15 protein-coding genes are annotated in these 17,110 nt (G+C 66.3%); 7 read left to right on the top strand and 8 right to left on the bottom strand.

Features of this window, described 5'->3' with window-relative positions; all coding sequences use genetic code 11:
* Nucleotides 1-51: 51 nt before the first annotated feature.
* Entirely contained in the window at nt 52-1,161 is a 1,110-nt protein-coding gene (locus tag QNO08_RS06840; protein ID WP_229966880.1) for a threonine aldolase family protein, read from the top strand.
* A gap of 319 nt (nt 1,162-1,480) precedes the next feature.
* On the opposite strand, the gene QNO08_RS06835 is transcribed toward QNO08_RS06840, so the two are convergent.
* On the bottom strand, nt 1,481-2,113 hold the full coding sequence (locus tag QNO08_RS06835) for a DUF4352 domain-containing protein (RefSeq protein ID WP_229966881.1): 633 nt from the start codon (nt 2,111-2,113) through the stop codon (nt 1,481-1,483).
* A gap of 348 nt (nt 2,114-2,461) precedes the next feature.
* Between QNO08_RS06835 and QNO08_RS06830 the strand changes: the two genes are divergently transcribed.
* From QNO08_RS06830 to QNO08_RS06810, 5 genes are all read left to right on the top strand, one after another.
* Nucleotides 2,462-3,091, top strand: a complete 630-nt coding sequence (locus QNO08_RS06830) for a DUF3000 domain-containing protein (RefSeq protein WP_229967000.1) — start codon at nt 2,462-2,464, stop codon at nt 3,089-3,091.
* Nucleotides 3,092-3,574: 483 nt separating this feature from the next.
* The gene (locus QNO08_RS06825) at nt 3,575-4,882 is read left to right on the top strand and encodes an HRDC domain-containing protein (protein WP_229966882.1); all 1,308 of its coding nucleotides are present in this window, start codon (nt 3,575-3,577) and stop codon (nt 4,880-4,882) included.
* A gap of 259 nt (nt 4,883-5,141) precedes the next feature.
* The gene (locus QNO08_RS06820) at nt 5,142-5,585 is read left to right on the top strand and encodes a GNAT family N-acetyltransferase (RefSeq protein ID WP_229966883.1); all 444 of its coding nucleotides are present in this window, start codon (nt 5,142-5,144) and stop codon (nt 5,583-5,585) included.
* 154 nt (nt 5,586-5,739) lie between these two features.
* Nucleotides 5,740-6,174 carry an SRPBCC domain-containing protein gene (locus tag QNO08_RS06815; protein ID WP_229966884.1) on the top strand — a complete coding sequence of 145 codons (435 nt, stop codon included), beginning with the start codon at nt 5,740-5,742 and terminating at the stop codon, nt 6,172-6,174.
* 187 nt (nt 6,175-6,361) lie between these two features.
* Entirely contained in the window at nt 6,362-7,735 is a 1,374-nt protein-coding gene (locus QNO08_RS06810) for an MFS transporter (RefSeq protein ID WP_229966885.1), read from the top strand.
* A 47-nt stretch (nt 7,736-7,782) separates the two neighbouring features.
* Here QNO08_RS06810 and QNO08_RS06805 read toward each other — a convergent pair whose 3' ends face one another.
* The 4 genes from QNO08_RS06805 to QNO08_RS06790 form a co-directional block, all read right to left on the bottom strand.
* On the bottom strand, nt 7,783-8,310 hold the full coding sequence (locus QNO08_RS06805; RefSeq protein WP_229966886.1) for a DinB family protein: 528 nt from the start codon (nt 8,308-8,310) through the stop codon (nt 7,783-7,785).
* Between the two features lie 100 nt (nt 8,311-8,410).
* Nucleotides 8,411-10,948 (bottom strand): excinuclease ABC subunit UvrA, encoded by a 2,538-nt coding sequence (gene uvrA / locus QNO08_RS06800; protein ID WP_229966887.1) that lies wholly within the window; start codon nt 10,946-10,948, stop codon nt 8,411-8,413.
* A 134-nt stretch (nt 10,949-11,082) separates the two neighbouring features.
* Nucleotides 11,083-11,901 carry an MBL fold metallo-hydrolase gene (locus tag QNO08_RS06795; protein ID WP_229966888.1) on the bottom strand — a complete coding sequence of 273 codons (819 nt, stop codon included), beginning with the start codon at nt 11,899-11,901 and terminating at the stop codon, nt 11,083-11,085.
* Nucleotides 11,902-12,004: 103 nt separating this feature from the next.
* Nucleotides 12,005-12,628 carry a hypothetical protein gene (locus tag QNO08_RS06790; RefSeq protein ID WP_229966889.1) on the bottom strand — a complete coding sequence of 208 codons (624 nt, stop codon included), beginning with the start codon at nt 12,626-12,628 and terminating at the stop codon, nt 12,005-12,007.
* Between the two features lie 340 nt (nt 12,629-12,968).
* On the opposite strand from QNO08_RS06790, the gene QNO08_RS06785 reads away from it, so the two are divergent.
* Nucleotides 12,969-13,838 (top strand): pentapeptide repeat-containing protein, encoded by an 870-nt coding sequence (locus QNO08_RS06785; RefSeq protein ID WP_229966890.1) that lies wholly within the window; start codon nt 12,969-12,971, stop codon nt 13,836-13,838.
* Nucleotides 13,839-13,890: 52 nt separating this feature from the next.
* Here QNO08_RS06785 and QNO08_RS06780 read toward each other — a convergent pair whose 3' ends face one another.
* From QNO08_RS06780 to QNO08_RS06770, 3 genes are all read right to left on the bottom strand, one after another.
* Nucleotides 13,891-14,307 carry a VOC family protein gene (locus QNO08_RS06780; RefSeq protein WP_229966891.1) on the bottom strand — a complete coding sequence of 139 codons (417 nt, stop codon included), beginning with the start codon at nt 14,305-14,307 and terminating at the stop codon, nt 13,891-13,893.
* 332 nt (nt 14,308-14,639) lie between these two features.
* On the bottom strand, nt 14,640-15,680 hold the full coding sequence (locus QNO08_RS06775; protein WP_229966892.1) for a hemolysin family protein: 1,041 nt from the start codon (nt 15,678-15,680) through the stop codon (nt 14,640-14,642).
* Nucleotides 15,677-17,026, bottom strand: a complete 1,350-nt coding sequence (locus tag QNO08_RS06770) for a hemolysin family protein (protein WP_229966893.1) — start codon at nt 17,024-17,026, stop codon at nt 15,677-15,679. Before QNO08_RS06770 ends, QNO08_RS06775 begins: the two co-directional genes overlap by 4 nt.
* Nucleotides 17,027-17,110: the final 84 nt, after the last annotated feature.

Below are 17,110 nucleotides of genomic sequence, written 5' to 3'. Positions count from 1 at the left end.
CTCCGGCCGGGCCGGCGAAAACCGATCGAACCGTAAGAGATACTGGACACTGTGACCAACATTTCCCCCCTGCATGACATATCCATCCGCGCGTTTGCCTCGGACAACTATTCCGGCGTGCATCCCGAAATCCTGGACGCCCTGACCGCCGCCAACCAGGGCCACCAGGTGGCCTACGGCGAGGACGTGTACACCGCCAAGCTGCGCGAGGTCCTGACCGCGCACTTCGGGTCGCAGATGCGCGCCTTCCCGGTGTTCAACGGCACCGGCGCCAATGTGACCGCGCTGCAGTCGCTGCTGCCGCGCTGGGGTGCGGTCATCTGCGCCTCCACCGCGCACATCAATGTGGACGAAAACGGTGCGCCGGAGCGGATCGGCGGCATGAAGCTGCTGCAGATCCCCACCCCGGACGGCAAACTGACGCCCAAGCTGATCGACCAGGAGGCATGGGGCTGGGGCGACGAGCACCGTGCGCAGCCGCTGGCCGTGTCCATCACGCAGTCCACCGAGCTGGGCACCCTCTACACGGTGGAGGAAATCACCGCCATTGCCGAGCACTGCCACAAGCACGGGATGACGCTGCACATGGACGGCGCCCGGCTGGGCAATGCCGCCGCGGCGCTGGGCGTGACCCTTGGCGCGATGACGTCCGAGGCCGGCGTCGACATCCTCTCCCTGGGCGGCACCAAGAACGGCATGATGTACGGCGAATGCATTGTCTCGCTGAACCCGGCGGCCTCCCCCGGCCTGGACTTCCTGCGCAAGATGAACATGCAGCTGGCCTCGAAGATGCGGTTTATTTCCGCCCAGTTCATCACCCTGTACGAGGGCGACCTGTGGCTGCGCTCGGCCTCGCACGCCAACGCCATGGCGCAGCGGCTGCGTGCCGCGGTGGAGAAGATCGACGGCGTCGAGCTGACCCAGGCGACCGAGTCCAATGCCGTGTTCGCCAAGCTGCCCGCCGGTGTTGCCGACCGGCTGCGGTCCGCGATCCGGTTCTACGACTGGGACCAGGCCACCGGCGAGGTGCGCTGGATGTGCACGTTCGACACGTCTGAGGCCGATGTCGATGCGTTTGCCGAGGCCATTGCGCGCGAGGTGGCCGCGGGCCCTCAGGCTCCACAGGGTCCACAGGATCCGGATGCCCTGCCGATCAGCTAGGCGCCAGGTTCCACGGTGGTCCCGGGTGTCCGTTTTCGGGCCCCTGGACCACCGCGTGGTTCGTGGCGGAAAGTGTGTCCCCTTACCAGCTAATCGAAGCAGGACGATATGGGTCTTTTGCGCTGTGGAATGTACTCGTCATTCTGATGATTAGTGCCTGCATCGCCGAGCTCATATGCATCGCCGGAACGGGAATGCCCCAGAGCAGTCGTGCGGTTCTCCGGTGGACAGACGTCCACGGAGAAGATTGGAACGATCAGCTTGTCTCTCGTTCGGCGCTACGCGCTGTTATGACCAGGCCGACCGAAGTTACTTGTGATCAGAATGCCCATTCCCAGCCGCCACTGCCAGAGACTAGGTAACTCTTGAAAACCAAAGTACCCGTCTTTTCGGGCAAGTCCAGTGCGATTTTCCCAGTTACCTTCTCACCGGGCCCCACCCCGCCGCCATTGGCGCCAACCTGCTGTTCATCAGGCAGACACGAATAGGCCCCCTGAGTACCAAGGTCACCGTTGAACGTAGTGCCATTGGCACCTACGAACTTGAACATGCTTGGGTTCATGTCAAATACGTCATAGCCAGCTTCATCGCTAGCCAACTCCGGCGAGGTTTCTATCGTCACATCCAAGACAACGATGTTTCCGTTTTCAACCGCTGAGGGATACGGACCAGTACAAGGAACATCTGCCGTTATCGAATTGACTGTGAAAGTAACGATTGGCTTGTCCGAGCTGAGATCCGTGATTACTGCAGGCTCAGCAAATGCCTTCACAATATTGCCGCGCGACGACTTCTTCCCCTCGGGTGAAGCCGAGGGAGTAGGGGTAGACGGTGCCAGAGACTCAACATTGGGTGAGGGAACAGCGGCCGAAGGCGATCCCCCACACGCTGAGAGACTGAGACCGAGTGCCACTACCAGGGCAAGGGATGGTACGGACTTGTTGTAGTTCATTTATGGAACCCCCATATTGTGCATGATGCAAATAGTGCTACTTAGTGAAAAAATTCTCTCACGTTATTCCATCTGCATAGCCCGACTGGTGGATGCTAGGACGGCAGCATGAAGGGCACGTCCCAAAAGTACTTGTGTTCCTGTGCTTGAGATGATTACTGCCCCGTCGGCCAATGAGTCCGACCCTCGCCTGCCACCGGGCCAGCCAGCAGTCCCTGTAGAACATTCCGCACCGGTTCTTCCCACCGCATCCAACCTCTCCTACGCTGGACAGGTAACGAATGGGACACGTCGGCGAGCCTCAACGTCCGCCCGGAGCCGGCCCCGTAGTCTGCGAGGGTGAGTGCAATTGGTGACTTATCACAAGTACCCCCGGATTTCCTGAATGCCCTTGGTTCGCTGCGCAGGGCACGGTGCCGACCTGAGCTGCACCTGAACGAAATTCCGGCCCCCACCCGGCTGGCACCCTTCGCGGTGTCACTAGGCGCAGAAGTCCTGGCCTCCGGACCGCTGGCCCGCGACGAAGGGCTCGGCCACGGACCGTCCGGACTCGTCATCCCGGAACAAACCGAACTGGCCACCGGCCGCTTCATCCTCCTGCACGACCCCGAGGGCTCAGCCGTGTGGAACGGAACCTTCCGGATCGTCACCTATATCCGCGCCGAACTGGAACCGGACATGGGCAATGACGAACTGGTGGGTTCCGTGGCCTGGACCTGGCTGGTGGAAGCCCTACAGGAACACAACGCCGGATACACCTCGGCCGGCGGCACGGCCACCCGGATCCTCTCCGAAAGCTACGGCACCCTCGCCGACCGCGGCGGCGCCATTGACATTGAACTGCGCGCCTCCTGGACTCCGGACTCCGCAGACGTCCAGGCCCATCTGGAAGCCTGGTCGGACATGGTCTGCACCTTCGCCGGGCTGCCGCCCCTGCCCGACGGCGTCACTCCCCTGCCGCGGGTGCGCCGCAGCTGACACGGGCCAGGGATGCTCCGTTATTTCGAAGACGAGCCAGACCCCCATGGAGCTGAATGCTGCTGCACACAGTAACTGAGCGCCCCACATTAGGCACCCTCGATCCGGGTCAGTTCCGGAACCCCTTGAGCGGCGGAGGCCTTGTCCGGCAGCCGTCCCGACGAGACCGCAGCCTTGAGGCTGCTCGCCGTGGGCCATCCGGCGGGCCTGGTGAGATTCCCTCCGCTTTGTGGCAATCCCTCCGCTGCGCCGCGGAGGGATTGCCACAAAGCGGAGGGATGCTCGGCAAGCATTCGATCATCGGACGAACCCGGAGCGACGGGAGCCGCGCGCCGGCGGAGGCCGCACGGATTGCCACATCCTCGCATAGCGGGGACGAATGCCGGCCGCTACTGAGCCGTGCGCCCAACCCCGGGCACCTCCGCAGCCTCGCGTCCGCCTGTGTCACTGCAGCACCGGCAGACTCGATAGACTGAAGTTCTTATGACCGCGCAAATACCCGGCACCGCCACGCAGACCACATCCGCTGACCCGAACGCCGAGCCCCCGCAGCTCCCGTTGCTGGAGGCACCGAAAGACGGGGTGCCGCTGATCATCGACACCCAACGGGGCCTGGAACGCGCGGCCAAGGCTCTCGCTGCCGGCACGGGTCCGGCCGGCGTCGACGCCGAACGCGCCTCCGGCTTCCGCTACGGACAGCGGGCCTTCCTGGTCCAGATCCGCCGTGAGGGTTCCGGAACCTGGCTGATCGACCCGGAACCGTTCGACAATCTGGACATCATCAACGACGCGCTGCAGGGCGTGGAATGGATCCTGCACGCGGCCAGCCAGGACCTCCCCTGCCTGTCCGAACTGGGCATGTGGCCGGACAAACTCTTTGACACGGAACTGGCCGCCCGGTTGGCCGGACTCCCCCGCGTCGGCCTGGCCGCCGTCATCGAGAACCTCCTCGGTTTCACGCTGGCCAAGGAACACTCGGCGGCCGACTGGTCCACCCGCCCGCTGCCCGAACCCTGGCTGCGCTACGCAGCACTGGACGTTGAGGTTCTGGCCGAACTGCGGATCGAACTGATCAAGGTGCTCGACGACGCCGGCAAGCTCGCCTTCGCCGAGCAGGAGTTCGAAGCCATCCGCACGGCACCGCCGTCGCCCCCTCGGGTTGACCCCTGGCGCCGCACCAACGGCATGCACCAGCTGCGCGACCGCCGCCAGCTCGCCGTCGTCCGTGAGCTGTGGACCGAACGCGAACACCTGGCGGAAAACCGCGACACGGCACCGGGGCGGCTGATTCCGGACTCGGCCATCGTGGCTGCCGCCCGCGCCATGCCCACCACCGTGCCCCAGCTGCTCTCCACCCCGGGCTTCCACGGCCGTGCCGCCCAGAAGGAAGCTCCGCGCTGGATGCGCTGTGTCTCCGCGGCACGCTCGCTGTCCAACAGTGAGCTGCCGCCGCTGCACATCCCCACGCATGCACCGCCGGCCCCGCGCGTGTGGGCCAAGAATGACCCGGCAGCCGCCGCCCGGCTGCAGACGGCAAAACCGCGGGTGGCCGCCGTCGCCGAGAAGCTGAACCTGCCGATCGAGAACCTGCTGACACCGGATCACCTGCGCCGAGTTGCCTGGCGGCCGCCGGCCGACATCAACCTGGACAGCATCAGTGCCGCACTACGGGACCTCGGCGCGCGGGAATGGCAGATCGAGCAGACCGCCGCCGTGCTCACCGTGGCGTTCCTGGATCCGGATCCGCTGGTGGAGAAGGAAAAGGACAAGGACGCCGCAACCACCCGCTAGCCGACTTGGCGGGCAGCCTTTGCTGAGTGTGCAGCTCCGGTGACTTGGCATGCGGTTACTGCATCGAAGTCGCAGATATGGTGGCTTTCCCCGTCTCAAACCCGCCGCATATGCGCTCTCAGCGGGCGTAATCGCCGCGGAGTCACCATATGTGCTCCCTCGGCGGGGTCGTGGCCGGGAATCCGCCGGAGAATATCCCCGTAGCCGGTGAAGATGCGGCCGCGGTTCGGTGCCCCGCGCCGGCAGGTAGGCTGTCGCCATGCCCACCCTCGCGTATGCCGCCGGAACCGATCTGCCCGTTGCCGACGTCGTCCGGCTCTACGACACCGTGGGCTGGAGCGTGTACACCGAAACCCCGGACACGCTGGCCGCCGCACTTGCCGGATCCACGCGGATCGCCGTGGCCTGGGACCGCGGGGAGCTAGTGGGCCTTGCCCGCGTGATCTCCGACGGACACACGATCTGTTACCTGCAGGATGTCCTGGTGGATCCGCGCCATCAGCGCACGGGGCTGGGCCGGAACCTGGTCGAACTCATCCTCGCCCCGTTTGCCCACGTGCGGCAGAAGGTGCTGCTGACGGACACCGAGCCGGGCCAGAAGGCTTTCTACGAGTCGCTGGGTTACCGGCAAGCGGGCGGAGACCTCCCGGCGGACGACGACGCCGGCCTGCCGCTGCGCGCATTTGTCCGCTTCGACGGGTGACGATGTCGGGTATTTCCGGGCCCCGGTAACGATCCACGCAATATGCACTGGTGCACTGCAGCCAGCTAGATTATTCTCGGCCTCCGGTCCGGTCTCATGTCCATCCCTCCGGCCCGCGCATATTATCGCCGCGCTGTACGGAAAGGTTTCCATCATGCCCAGCTCTGCCTCCACCGACATCATCTATTCCGCCGCCCTGACCTGTCCGCCCGACGATGTGTGGCGGGCGCTGACCGCCACCAATCTGCCGCGGAGCTGGATGTGGAACTCAACCCTGCGGGGAATGATAGAGCCCGACGGCGACTACGCCCTGTCAGCCGACGGAGAGAACGTGATCGTGGGAACCGTGCAGGATGCCGAGGCACCGTACCGGTTGGTGATGAGCTTCGATGCCCGGTGGGATCAACGGGTGGCAGAGGAACCCGCAGGCGAGCTGGAGTATCTGATCACCCCCACCAGCGAATCCGAATCCGAGTTCAGCGTCCGGTTGTCAGGCCTCACGGGCTCCTCGGCGAACGCTGCTGAGCGGGATATTCCGGAAATCTACTCCCGGTTCAAGGTTTGGCTGGAAGAAGTCGACGGCATCTGAGCGTTATGGGGCAGCGCCGCCACGGAAACGACCCGGAACCCGCCTTTCCGCACCAAGTCCTTCCCTGCACCGGGTCCTCAACCCGATGGTCATCGAGGCGCACGAAATCATTGAAGACGAGAAACTCACTCAAGCCTCCTAGTCCGGGCCTCGGCAGGACCTTGGCGGCCAGTGTGCGGGAGCGCGGATGAACCTTGGGTCGGAGTATCGCCGGATCTGGATCGGCAACGCCTCCTCAAACCTGGCTGACGGGGTAACTTTCGTCGCGCTTCCGCTGCTGGCCGTGGAGATCACCAAGGACCCGCTGGTGATTGCCGCGCTGTCGATTTTCTATACCGCACCACGGCTGTTGTCGGTCCTGGGCATCGGTGTCCTGGTGCACCGCTTTGACCGGCGCCGGCTGCTCTATCTGGCCAACTTTTCCCGAGCGGTCATCTTCGCCGCTCTGACGGCCTTGGTTCTCGCCGACGCAACACCCATGGCGGCCCTGTACGCGGTGTACGCCTTCATGGGCGTCGTGGAGACCATCTCCGACAGCGCAGCAGTTGCAGTCCTTCCCCAGGCCGTGCCACCTGAAGATTTGGACCGCGCCAACGCCCGGATCGCCGGAACCCAGACGATCGTTGACGAGTTCATCGGTCCTCCGCTCGGCGGCTTCCTGTTCGGCGCGGCAGCTTTCGCTCCGTCCCTGCTGACCGTCGGTGCCTTCCTTGCGGCGGGACTTGCCTATTGGGGGCTGCGGCGGAATTACTCGCCCGCGTCCGGGTGCGGAAGCGGTGCCGGCACTCCCGACGGCAGCGGTCCGGCGGATCAGCAGGCAGCAGGGGTGGGCGGGCAGATCCGGGAGGGCGCGGCCTGGGCGATGCACCATCCGATGGTGCGGACGCTGGTCGTTATCGGCGGGCTGGCCAGTGTTGGCTACATGATCCCGTTTTCGTATCTGGTGATCTACGCGCGGGACGTGCTGCATCTCGATGCGACCGGCTACGGGCTGCTGCTTTCCGGCTCCGCACTGGGCGGGCTGCTCGGCAGCCTGGCAGCCGGCCGGCTCCGCCGCGCCATTGGGTACGGTTGGACGATAACGGCGGCGCTGATCACCGGGATGACGGCGCTTGCCGTCATTGCCGGCACCACCAATGTGTGGGTGGTCGCTGTTGCCCTGGCGGTGTACATGGGCCACGCCGTGGTTTGGAACATCACAGCCACGACAATCCGACAGAGAGTCATACCGGCGCGCATGATGGGCCGTGTCGGCTCCGTCGGCCGGCTGGTGGGCTTGACCGGCCTGGCCCTGGGTGCTGCACTGGGTGGCCTCCTGGCGGCAAGTCTCGGCCTGCGCATCCCCTTCGGCGTCGCCGCAGCGTTCTTTGCCGCTGGCGGCCTGCTGGCCCTGTCCGCCCTGCGCCACTTCCGCGCATGGGAGGCAGCGGCGCGCCGTGCGGGAAACGACGCCGGAGCGGACAGTACGCCGGGCAGGTCGCCGGACGGCGCACCGGACACTGCCGGCGACGAACTTGCCGGCGGGGAGCCTGGCGGCGGATCCGCGCTGCCCCGCAGCTGACGGCAACGGCCCGGCAGATCCGCAGGTGGCCGCCGCTACTGCCCCGACTACTCCCCCGTCGTTCCGTCCAGCAGTTCCCGCACGATGTCCAGGTGCCCGCAGTGCCGTCCGGTTTCCTCAATCATGTGGGTCACTACCCAGCGCACGTTGTGCCCGGAAGAACCGGCGCTGCAGGGATCATCCAGGTTGTAGCGCGACAGCACCTCGCGGGATTCGGCGCACGCCTCTTCGTAGTCCTTCATGATGTCAGCCAAGCTGTCCTCGGGACTGACCAGGAATTCGCCGTCCGGCTCTTCGTCGGACCACCGCGTGGAAACGCCGGCTTGGCCGTCAATCTGTCCGCGGAACCAGGTTCGCTCGACGTCGGCCAGGTGCCGCAGCAGCCCCGAGACCGTGGTCAGCGAGGGCAGCAGACGGCGGGCGGCGTCGGTGTCGCTCAGCCCCCGCGCCTTGAACACCGCGGAGGCACGCAGGTAATCGAGGAACCCGCAGAGGATTTCCCGTTCGGTGCCGGTGTCCGGCGGTTCGGGACGGTCATCAACGGACAGGTCGGTGGTCAGGTCGTCAGCAGTCATGGCGGGCTCTTTCCGGTGCGGCGGCTTCGTGGACGCCGGCACGCGGCGCCAGGAACCAACCTACCGGTCCGGCTCCGCTATTTGCCCAGCTATTTACCCGCTATTTCCCCAGCGCCGCCGCCAAATACGACGACGTGCGGCTGGCTGAACAGTCCGCCACCTCGGCGGGCGTGCCGGCGCAGATGATCCGGCCACCGGCGTCGCCGCCGGACGGGCCCATGTCGATCACCCAGTCCGCCGCGGCCACCACGTTCATCGAGTGCTCGACCACCACCACTGTGTTGCCGGCGTCCACGAGCCGGTTCAGCTGAGCCAGCAGCAGGCGCACGTCCTGGGGATGCAGCCCGGTGGTGGGTTCGTCGAGCAGGTACAGGGTGTGGCCGCGCCGGGCGCGCTGCAGTTCGGTGGCCAGCTTGATCCGCTGCGCCTCGCCGCCGGAGAGTTCGGTGGCGGGCTGGCCCAGGCGCAGGTAGCCGAGGCCGACGTCGAGCAGGGTGCGCAGGCTGCGCGCCGGTCCCGGCACATCGGCGAGGAACTCCGCGGCGGTTTCCACGCGCATGGCGAGGACATCGGCGATGGTCTTGCCGCGGTAGGTGACCTCGAGGGTTTCCTCGTTGTAGCGGGCGCCGTGGCACTGCGGGCAGGGCCCGTAGGTGCCGGGCAGGAAGAGCAGCTCGACGGCGAGGAAGCCCTCGCCCTGGCAGGTTTCGCAGCGGCCGCCGGCCATGTTGAAGGAGAAGCGGCCGGCGGTGTAGCCGCGGGCCCGGGACTCGTCGGTGCCGGCGTAGAGCTTGCGCACGGCGTCGAACAGGCCGGTGTAGGTGGCCAGGTTCGAGCGCGGCGTGCGGCCGATGGGACGCTGGTCCACCTTAACCAGACGGTCCAGGTGTTCCAGGCCGGCGATGTCGCGCACCGAGGCGCCGGGGTCGACGTCGTCCGCTGCCTCCGTGTCCGGCTCCTCGACGGCGGGCGCGGCGCCGTTGACGTGCTCCCCGACGGTTTCGGCCAGCACCTGGCTCACCAGCGTGGACTTGCCGGAGCCGGAGACGCCGGTGACGGCGGTGAGCACGCCCAGCGGAATCTCGGCGTCGAGCTCCTTCAGGTTGTGCCGGGTGATGCCCTTGAGGTTCAGCCACCGCTCGGGCGTCCGCCGGGTGGGGGTGATGTCCTTCGCTTCGCCGAACAGGAACGGGCGGGTGGCGCTCTCGGCGACCTCCGCCAGCCCGGCGACAGGTCCGCTGTAGAGCACGGTGCCGCCGCCGTCGCCGGCCTGCGGACCGACGTCAACGATCCATTCCGCGCTGCGGACCACGTCCATGTTGTGCTCGACGACGAACACCGAGTTTCCGGCGTCCTTCAGCTCCTGCAGCACGGCCAGCAGCGGTTCGGCGTCGGCCGGATGCAGGCCCGCTGAGGGCTCGTCCAGCACGTAGATGACGCCGAACAGGCCGGAGCGCAGCTGGGTGGCGATCCGCAGCCGCTGCATCTCTCCCGGTGAGAGCGTGGGCGTGGACCGGGACAGGCTCAGGTAGCCCAGCCCCAGGTCGATGAGCACCTGCAGCCGGGACAGCAGGTCGCGGGTGACGGTGACGGCCACTTCGGTGTCTTCGTTGGAGGCCGCGGCCCGGGAGGCGGTGCCCGCGGACTTGAGCTCCGCCGTCGGCCGGATGATCTCGGCCAGTTCACCCAGGGTGGCGCCGTTGAGTTCGGCAATGTTCCGGCCGGCGAAGGTCACGGCGAGCGCCTCGGGGCGCAGTCCGGCACCGCCGCAGACCGGGCAGGGGCCGGAGACCATGTACTCGAGCACGCGCTTGCGCATCTGCTCGCTGCCGGAATCGGCCAGGGTGTGCAGCACGTAGGACTTCGCGCTCCAGAACTTGCCCTTGTACGGTTTGGCCACGCGGTCACGCTGCGGGGTGATCATCACCACGGGCTGTTCCTCGGTGAACAGGATCCAGTCGCGGTCCTTCTTGGGCATCTTCTTCCACGGGACGTCCACGTCGTAACCGAGCTGGATGAGGATGTCACGCAGGTTCTTGCCCTGCCAGGCGCCGGGCCAGGCGGCGATGGCGCCGTCGCGGATGGACAGGCTTGGATCCGGCACCAGGGAATCCTCGGTGACCGTGTGCGCGATGCCCAGGCCGGAGCATTCCCGGCAGGCGCCGGCGGCGGTGTTGGGCGAGAAGGCGTCCGAATCCAGGCTGCCCGGCTCGGCATCCGCCGGGTAGGTGCCGCCGCGGGAGAACAGCATGCGCATGGAGTTCGAGAGCGTCGTCAGCGTCCCCACGGTCGAGCGGGAGCTGGGGGTGCCGCGGCGCTGCTGGAGTGCGACGGCGGGAGGCAGCCCGGTGATTTCCTCCACCTTGGGCGTGTGTCCCTGGGCGAGCAGGCGCCGCGCGTAGGGCGCCACCGACTCGAAGTAGCGGCGCTGGGCCTCCGCGTAGATGGTGCCGAAGGCCAGCGAGGACTTCCCCGAGCCGGAGACACCGGTGAAGGCAACGATCGCGTCGCGCGGGATGTCGACGTCGACGTTGCGCAGGTTGTTCTCCTGCGCTCCGCGCACGCGGACCATGCCGTTGGTGCTTCGATCGGTGCTCTCGTTGCGGGCGGTTTCCGGGGACAGCTCAGGGATACTCATCCCTTTAAGCCTAGCGAAATCGTCTGGAAGCACCTAAATGGTAAGCATGCTTACGCCGAGGGCGTGATGTGCGCGTCCGGGCGGCGGCCGCCTCCGGCGTCGTGGATGGACGGGTGGCGGTGGGTGGACGGGTCTTAGCCGGGCGAATCGTTCGGTTCTTCTTGGGTGAGCCGGGAGACTTGCCATCTGTGCACCTCGGGCAGCCAGTCCAACGGAGCCGATGGACCGACCCTCGGGTCATCGGTGGCACCGGTGTCCCGCAGATCCTGCACGTAGGCGCGGTCCTGGTCGATTCGTGCCCGCAGCTGCCCGGCGCCCCCGACGGAGCCGTGACCCGGAATGACGATAACGCCGTCGGGCAGGCTCTCGAACAGCCGCAAGGCGGCAAGGTAGTCCTCCATCGGATCCGCTGCCTCCAAATCCAGGAACGGCATCAGGATGTCAGAGAGCATGTCGCCGGCGACGAGCACACCGCGCTCCTCGATCAGCAGCGCCGCATGACCCGGGGCATGCGCCTGATGCTCGATGATCCGGATGTCGGGCCCGTCCCAGGGAAGCTGCGCAGCACCGGGGGGCAGACCGGTAATGAGACCGAGCAGCTCCATCGGAATGTCCCCGGCGTACTCCGGCGGAAGCCCCTCGGCGACGCGGTCCTGCCAATCCTCGTTGGAGAGCAGGTTGTGGATGGAAGCCGCGCACCGGGCGGTACCGTAACGGGGCACGTCCCCGAAGTTCGCGTGCCAGAGCACATGGTCCCAGTCAGGATGCGTCGAGAAGCCCGCCACAACGGGCTGGCCCAACGTCCGAAGGTCGTTGGCGAGGGCCGACATTTCGTCGCCCGTGATGCCGGGGTCGATGAGCAACACTCCGTCGCGGCCCTGCACGGCAACGGAGTTGCTCGAGATGAACTCGCTTTCGGAAACCAGAACGCCTTCAGCGACTTCCGTCAGCATGAGATGTCTCCCGCCTGTGAATTATCACCGCTGTCGAGACGGTATTAGCCGGCGGCAGCACTGTGCAAGCACTGGCGGCGAAGCGGGTGGGCTGCGGCCGGATTTAGCCGGCTGCGGCGGGCACAGCCTGGAGCGTGACGCCGTCGGGCAGTTCCGGAGCGTCGAACTTCTGCCGCTCACACTCCGCGCGCAGCTGCGGATAGGTGTCGGCGATGAGGTCGAGGATCCGGTTGCGCACCACCAGGTAGGCTTCACCCACTCCCACCACACCCTTGAATTCCTTCAGTTCCTCCTCGTAGGAGGTCTGCTTGTGCCGCAGGTAGTTCACCGTCAGCCGGTCCAGCCGGGCGGTGGACGTTTTTCGGCTTGCCGGAGACTGGCTGCGCCGGAGCCTGCTGTTGAAGTGTTCGATCGCCTTGTCCTGCATGTCCTGCCACGGCTCCGGCTCGATGCGCAGCTCGAGGGCCTCCGCAGCGGCGACCGCTTCCTTCTTTTTGGCCAGGGCCCTTCCCCGGGCGGCCAGCTGGCGGGTGCGGGATGCTTCCCGCGCCTTCCGGTACTCGGGGGTGGCTTCGATGGCCTCCACCCGTTCCAGCGCGTACAGCTTCATCGGAGCGGCCTTGCGGGAGAACGGATTGCGCGCCGTCTGGTCCGGTTCGGGCAGGAAGGTCTTGATCTGCGTTTCCGTCCACCCGCGCTCCTTCTTCAGGTCGTTGGCGATCAGCATGCCTTCGCTGTTGGCCGGTTTCGGCCGCGGCGGATGGTGTTTTCATAGGGACATGCTGACTCCGCGGTTCTGGCAGGCGGTGGGGGAACCTCTCCAGTCTAGGGACCGGCGCCGCGGGACCGAAAACGGTTCTCCTGCCGCAAAGGTCTCCCGCGCGCGGCACCGGTCGGCTAGCCTGTCGGCAGTGATCATTCATTTTTCTCTGTGACTCAGCGCTTTAACGGCGATTCCGGCACGCTCCTCGGTGGAGCGCTGATTTTGTGCGCCTGCGAGGGGAACTCCGGTTGGGGTTCCCCGCCCCCGCTCCCGCCCGAAAGAAAACTCACACCTGGAAGATCACATGCACTCGACGTCAGCCCGTTTCCCCGAACCTGCCTCGCCTGCCCGCACCCGGTCATCGCTGCGCCCCGACTGCGCCAACTGTTTTGCGCTGTGCTGCACGGCCTTCGGTTTCACCCGGTCAGCGGATTTTGCCCTCGACAAACCCGCAGGCGCACCGTGCCGCAACCTGGCTTCCGACTTCACCTGCACGATCCACGACAGCCTGCTGCCCCGGGGGTTTCGCGGCTGCACGGTTTTCGACTGTTTTGGCGCCGGCCAGAACGTCTCGCACGGACTGTTCAGCGGAAAGAGCTGGCTCGAGAATCCCGGCACCAAGGATGACATGTTCGCCGCGTTCAAGGCCTCGCGGCAGCTGCACGAAATGCTCTGGTATCTGGTCGAAGCCCAGGCCCGGACCTTCGATCCCGACGCGTCACTGCGAGCGGCACGCCTGCGTGCCACGATCGAACACACAGCCGGCCGGCTTCCGGAGCTGCTCTCCCGGGACATACAGGAGCTGCACTCCCGGGTCGGGACACTGCTGATGGAGGTCAGCGAGGAAGTGCGGGCCTCCTACTGCGCTGCCGGTGATGACCATCTGGCGTCCGAGCTGGCACCGGGAGCAGACCTGATGGGCAGCAATTTCAGATCCCGGCGGTTGTGCGGGGCGGACCTCCGCGGCGCCTGGCTCATAGCCGCCGATCTGCGCGGCAGTGACTTATCCGGTGTGGACCTGCTCGGCGCCGATCTCCGGGATGCCCGGCTTGACGGCGCTGACCTGTCCCAAGCCCTGTACGTGACCCAGCCCCAGCTCAATTCCGCGAAAGGCAGCGCCTCAACGCTGCTGCCCCCGGACCTGACGATGCCGCCGTCCTGGCGCAACGGGTAGCGCGGTACGCCGCGGTCCTCGCCGGAAAGTGGATGGTCAGCCCGGCGGGTGGTCAGCCGGCGGGCGAAAGGAACTCGAGCCGGTTGCCGTTGTTGTCCCGCAGGTAGAACCGGCGCATGCCGGGGAAGGCATCGTCCCATTCGGGTTCCAGCCCCTGTTCTTCGACGTGCCGGGCCAGGGCATCCAGATCACCGACCAGGATCCCCGGATGGGACTTTTTCGCCGGCCGGAAATCCTCTTCGACGCCGAGGTGAATCTCAAGGCTGTCCGCCCGCACCCAGAGGCCGCCGCGCGCCGCAAGCACCGGCGGCTTCTGCACCTCGGTGAAGCCGAGGAGACCCACGTAGAAGCGCCGGCAGTCGTCCTCCGTACCGGCCGGCATGGACAGCTGGACGTGGTGCAGGCCCAATCCAAAGGGCGTGGGTGCCTTGGTGTCGTAGTCGGCCGCCTGATGCATCTGGTTTTCCATGGTTCCTCCCCCGGCCACAGATTTCCTGCGGCTTCCCGACTGCGTGCCTTCAACCTACCTGCCGGGCAGCCGCCAACCGCGCCTACACGCGCACAGGTTCCCATCCTGTGTGGCGGATGTGGCCTGCCGTGACCCCACTAGCCACAGACGTGAACAAAGAGTGGGAACCGGTGCGGCGCGGGACGCCCGAACCGGAGACTCGGGGTCCCGAACCGCCGACACCCGGCCCCAAACCAGCCGACACGCGTTAACGGCCGACGCCGGCCCGCCCAGTGGGCGGCCGGCGTCGGCAGTGAAGGACACGGAGCAGCTGAAACCGCCCGCCGAAACGACTACACGGTGGTGGCGTCCTGCACTTCGCCGACGAGTTCCTCGATGATGTCCTCCAGGAACAGCACCCCGGTGGTGTTGCCGGCGGCGTCGAACACTCGTGCCACATGGGCGCCGGTGCGGCGCATGGTGGCCAGGGCGTCCTCGAGCTCACTGCCGCGGAAGGCCGAGGCCAGGCGGCGGATGCGCTTGGCCGGAACGGGAGCGCCGAACTTCTCCGGCGCGGTCAGGTCCATGACGTCCTTGAGGTGCAGGTAGCCGCTGGGCACGGCGTCGTCGTCAGTGAGGATGTAGCGGGAGTAGCCGTGGCGGCCCACCGCTTCCTGGATGTCCGCAGGCGTGGCCGATTCCGGCAGCAGCACCATCCGCTCGATCGGCACCTCGACATCGGCCACGGTCTTGGACGTGAACTCGAACGCCGCACTCAGGGTTCCGCTGGCATCGGCCAGCACGCCCTCGCGGGTGGACTGCTCCACGATGTTGGCGACCTCATCCATTGTGTAGGCACTGGTGGCTTCGTCCTTGGGCTCCACCTTGAACAGGCGCAGCACGGCATTGGCAATGCCGTTCAGCGACCAGATCACCGGCTTGAAGATCCGGGCCACCATCACCAGCGGAGGAGCCAGCAGCAGGGCGGCACGGGTGGGAACGGAGAAGGAGATGTTCTTGGGCACCATCTCGCCGATCACCACGTGCAGGAAGGTCACCAGCAGCAGCGCAACAACAAAGGCGACGACGCCGATGGCCTCGGCGGAGAGCGACGTCAGGCCCAGCGGAATTTCCAGCAGATGGTGGATCGCCGGCTCGGAGACGTTCAGGATGACCAGTGAGCAGACGGTGATGCCCAGCTGGCTGGTGGCCAGCATCAGCGTGGCGTGCTCCATGGCCCAGAGGGTGGTCTTGGCGGCCTTGGAACCGGCTTCGGCCTTGGGTTCAATCTGGGAGCGGCGGGCCGAAATCACTGCAAACTCGGCACCCACGAAGAAGGCGTTGACGACCAGCAGGACGACGAGCCAGACGATTCCGGGAAGATATTCACTCATGCCAGGTCCTTCGTGAGCTCGTCAATAATTCGATCGTGGTCGCTCTGCGGCGCATCCACCGCGGGGGTGTAGCGCAGCCGTTCGACATGCGTGCCGACGACGCGTTCCACGCGCAGGACACCGTTATTGACGGGCACTTCATCGCCCAGTTCCGGAATGCGGTCCAGCAGGTCGGTGACGAATCCGGCCAGGGTGTCGTACTCTTCGCCGTCGGGAACCACAACGCCGGTGCGTTCGCGCAGTTCGTCGGGGCGCAGCGAGGCGTCAAAGGTGAGCGAACGGCCGCTGCGGACCACACCCACCCGGGCGCGGTCGTGCTCGTCTTCCAATTCGCCGACGATTTCCTCCACCAGGTCCTCCAGGGTCACGATGCCGGCGGTGCCGCCGTGCTCGTCGGAGACGACGGCCACCTGCAGGCCCTGCTGGCGCAGCAGGCCCAGGAGAGAGTCAACGCCCATGGATTCGGGGACGCGGAGGGCTTCGACCATGAGTTCTGCAGCGGTCACGTTGCCGCGTTCGGCGAGGGCAACGGCGAAGGCCTGCTTGACGTGGAGCACGCCCAGCACGTCATCGGAGTCCCGGCCGATTACCGGGAAACGGGAGTATCCGGTGTTCACGGCCAGTTCGATGACCTGCTCGGCAGTGTCAGCGGCCGCAACGGAGCGCATCCGGACGCGAGGCGTCATGACGTCGTCGGCGGTGTGGTCGGAGAAGCGCAGGGTGCGGCTGAGCAGCTGCGCGTGGTCAAGGTCCAGCACGCCTTCCAGCGCGGAGCGGCGGACCAGCGAACTGAGTTCCTCGGCGCTGCGCGCGCCGGAAAGCTCCTCCTTCGGCTCGATGCCGAAGGAACGGATGATCGCATTTGCCGTGTTGTTGAACAGCAGGATGACGGGCTTGAACACCGTCGTGAACAGGGTCTGGAACGGAATGACCAGCTTGGCGGTCGCCAGCGGCAGGGCCAGGGCGAAGTTCTTCGGCACCAGTTCACCGATGATCATCGAGAACACGGTGGCCAGGAAAATACCGATGACGGCGCCGGCGCCGCCGACGAAGGCCTCGGGAACACCGAGGGCGAGCATGGGTTGGCGCAGCAGTGAGCTGATCGCCGGTTCAAAGGTGTAACCCGTCAGCAGCGTGGTGAGCGTAATGCCCAGCTGGGCGCTGGAGAGGTGCGTCGAGGTGATCTTGAGGGCGTTGATGGTGGGGCCGAGGCGCTTCTCGCCGGCGGCCTGGCGGGCTTCGAGGTCATTGCGGTCCAGATTGACCAGCGAAAACTCGGAAGCAACAAAAAGCCCGGTGCCGACCGTGAGCAAAAGGCCAACAGCGAGCATGATCAATTCATACATTCGGGCGCCCCTCTCTGGTTGTGGCCGGGAGTCCGGTCAGAGCGTGGAGGGGCAAGGGTTTATGTGAAGGGGGGTCATCCATAG

Origin of the sequence: Arthrobacter sp. zg-Y820, assembly GCF_030142155.1 — a bacterium.
GTDB lineage: Bacteria > Actinomycetota > Actinomycetes > Actinomycetales > Micrococcaceae > Arthrobacter_B.
This window is presented reverse-complemented; position numbering and strand designations above follow the sequence as displayed.

Excerpts from the sequence above, each read along its gene's own strand:
- QNO08_RS06775 (WP_229966892.1), bottom strand. The coding sequence starts at position 15,680 with ATGAGTGAATATCTTCCCGGAATCGTCTGGCTCGTCGTCCTGCTGGTC.
- QNO08_RS06820 (WP_229966883.1), top strand. The coding sequence starts at position 5,142 with ATGCCCACCCTCGCGTATGCCGCCGGAACCGATCTGCCCGTTGCCGAC.
- QNO08_RS06770 (WP_229966893.1), bottom strand. The coding sequence starts at position 17,026 with ATGTATGAATTGATCATGCTCGCTGTTGGCCTTTTGCTCACGGTCGGC.
- uvrA (WP_229966887.1), bottom strand. The coding sequence starts at position 10,948 with ATGAGTATCCCTGAGCTGTCCCCGGAAACCGCCCGCAACGAGAGCACC.
- QNO08_RS06795 (WP_229966888.1), bottom strand. The coding sequence starts at position 11,901 with ATGCTGACGGAAGTCGCTGAAGGCGTTCTGGTTTCCGAAAGCGAGTTC.
- QNO08_RS06805 (WP_229966886.1), bottom strand. The coding sequence starts at position 8,310 with ATGACTGCTGACGACCTGACCACCGACCTGTCCGTTGATGACCGTCCC.
- QNO08_RS06835 (WP_229966881.1), bottom strand. The coding sequence starts at position 2,113 with ATGAACTACAACAAGTCCGTACCATCCCTTGCCCTGGTAGTGGCACTC.
- QNO08_RS06785 (WP_229966890.1), top strand. The coding sequence starts at position 12,969 with ATGCACTCGACGTCAGCCCGTTTCCCCGAACCTGCCTCGCCTGCCCGC.
- QNO08_RS06810 (WP_229966885.1), top strand. The coding sequence starts at position 6,362 with ATGAACCTTGGGTCGGAGTATCGCCGGATCTGGATCGGCAACGCCTCC.
- QNO08_RS06780 (WP_229966891.1), bottom strand. The coding sequence starts at position 14,307 with ATGGAAAACCAGATGCATCAGGCGGCCGACTACGACACCAAGGCACCC.
- QNO08_RS06790 (WP_229966889.1), bottom strand. The coding sequence starts at position 12,628 with ATGCTGATCGCCAACGACCTGAAGAAGGAGCGCGGGTGGACGGAAACG.
- QNO08_RS06815 (WP_229966884.1), top strand. The coding sequence starts at position 5,740 with ATGCCCAGCTCTGCCTCCACCGACATCATCTATTCCGCCGCCCTGACC.
- QNO08_RS06825 (WP_229966882.1), top strand. The coding sequence starts at position 3,575 with ATGACCGCGCAAATACCCGGCACCGCCACGCAGACCACATCCGCTGAC.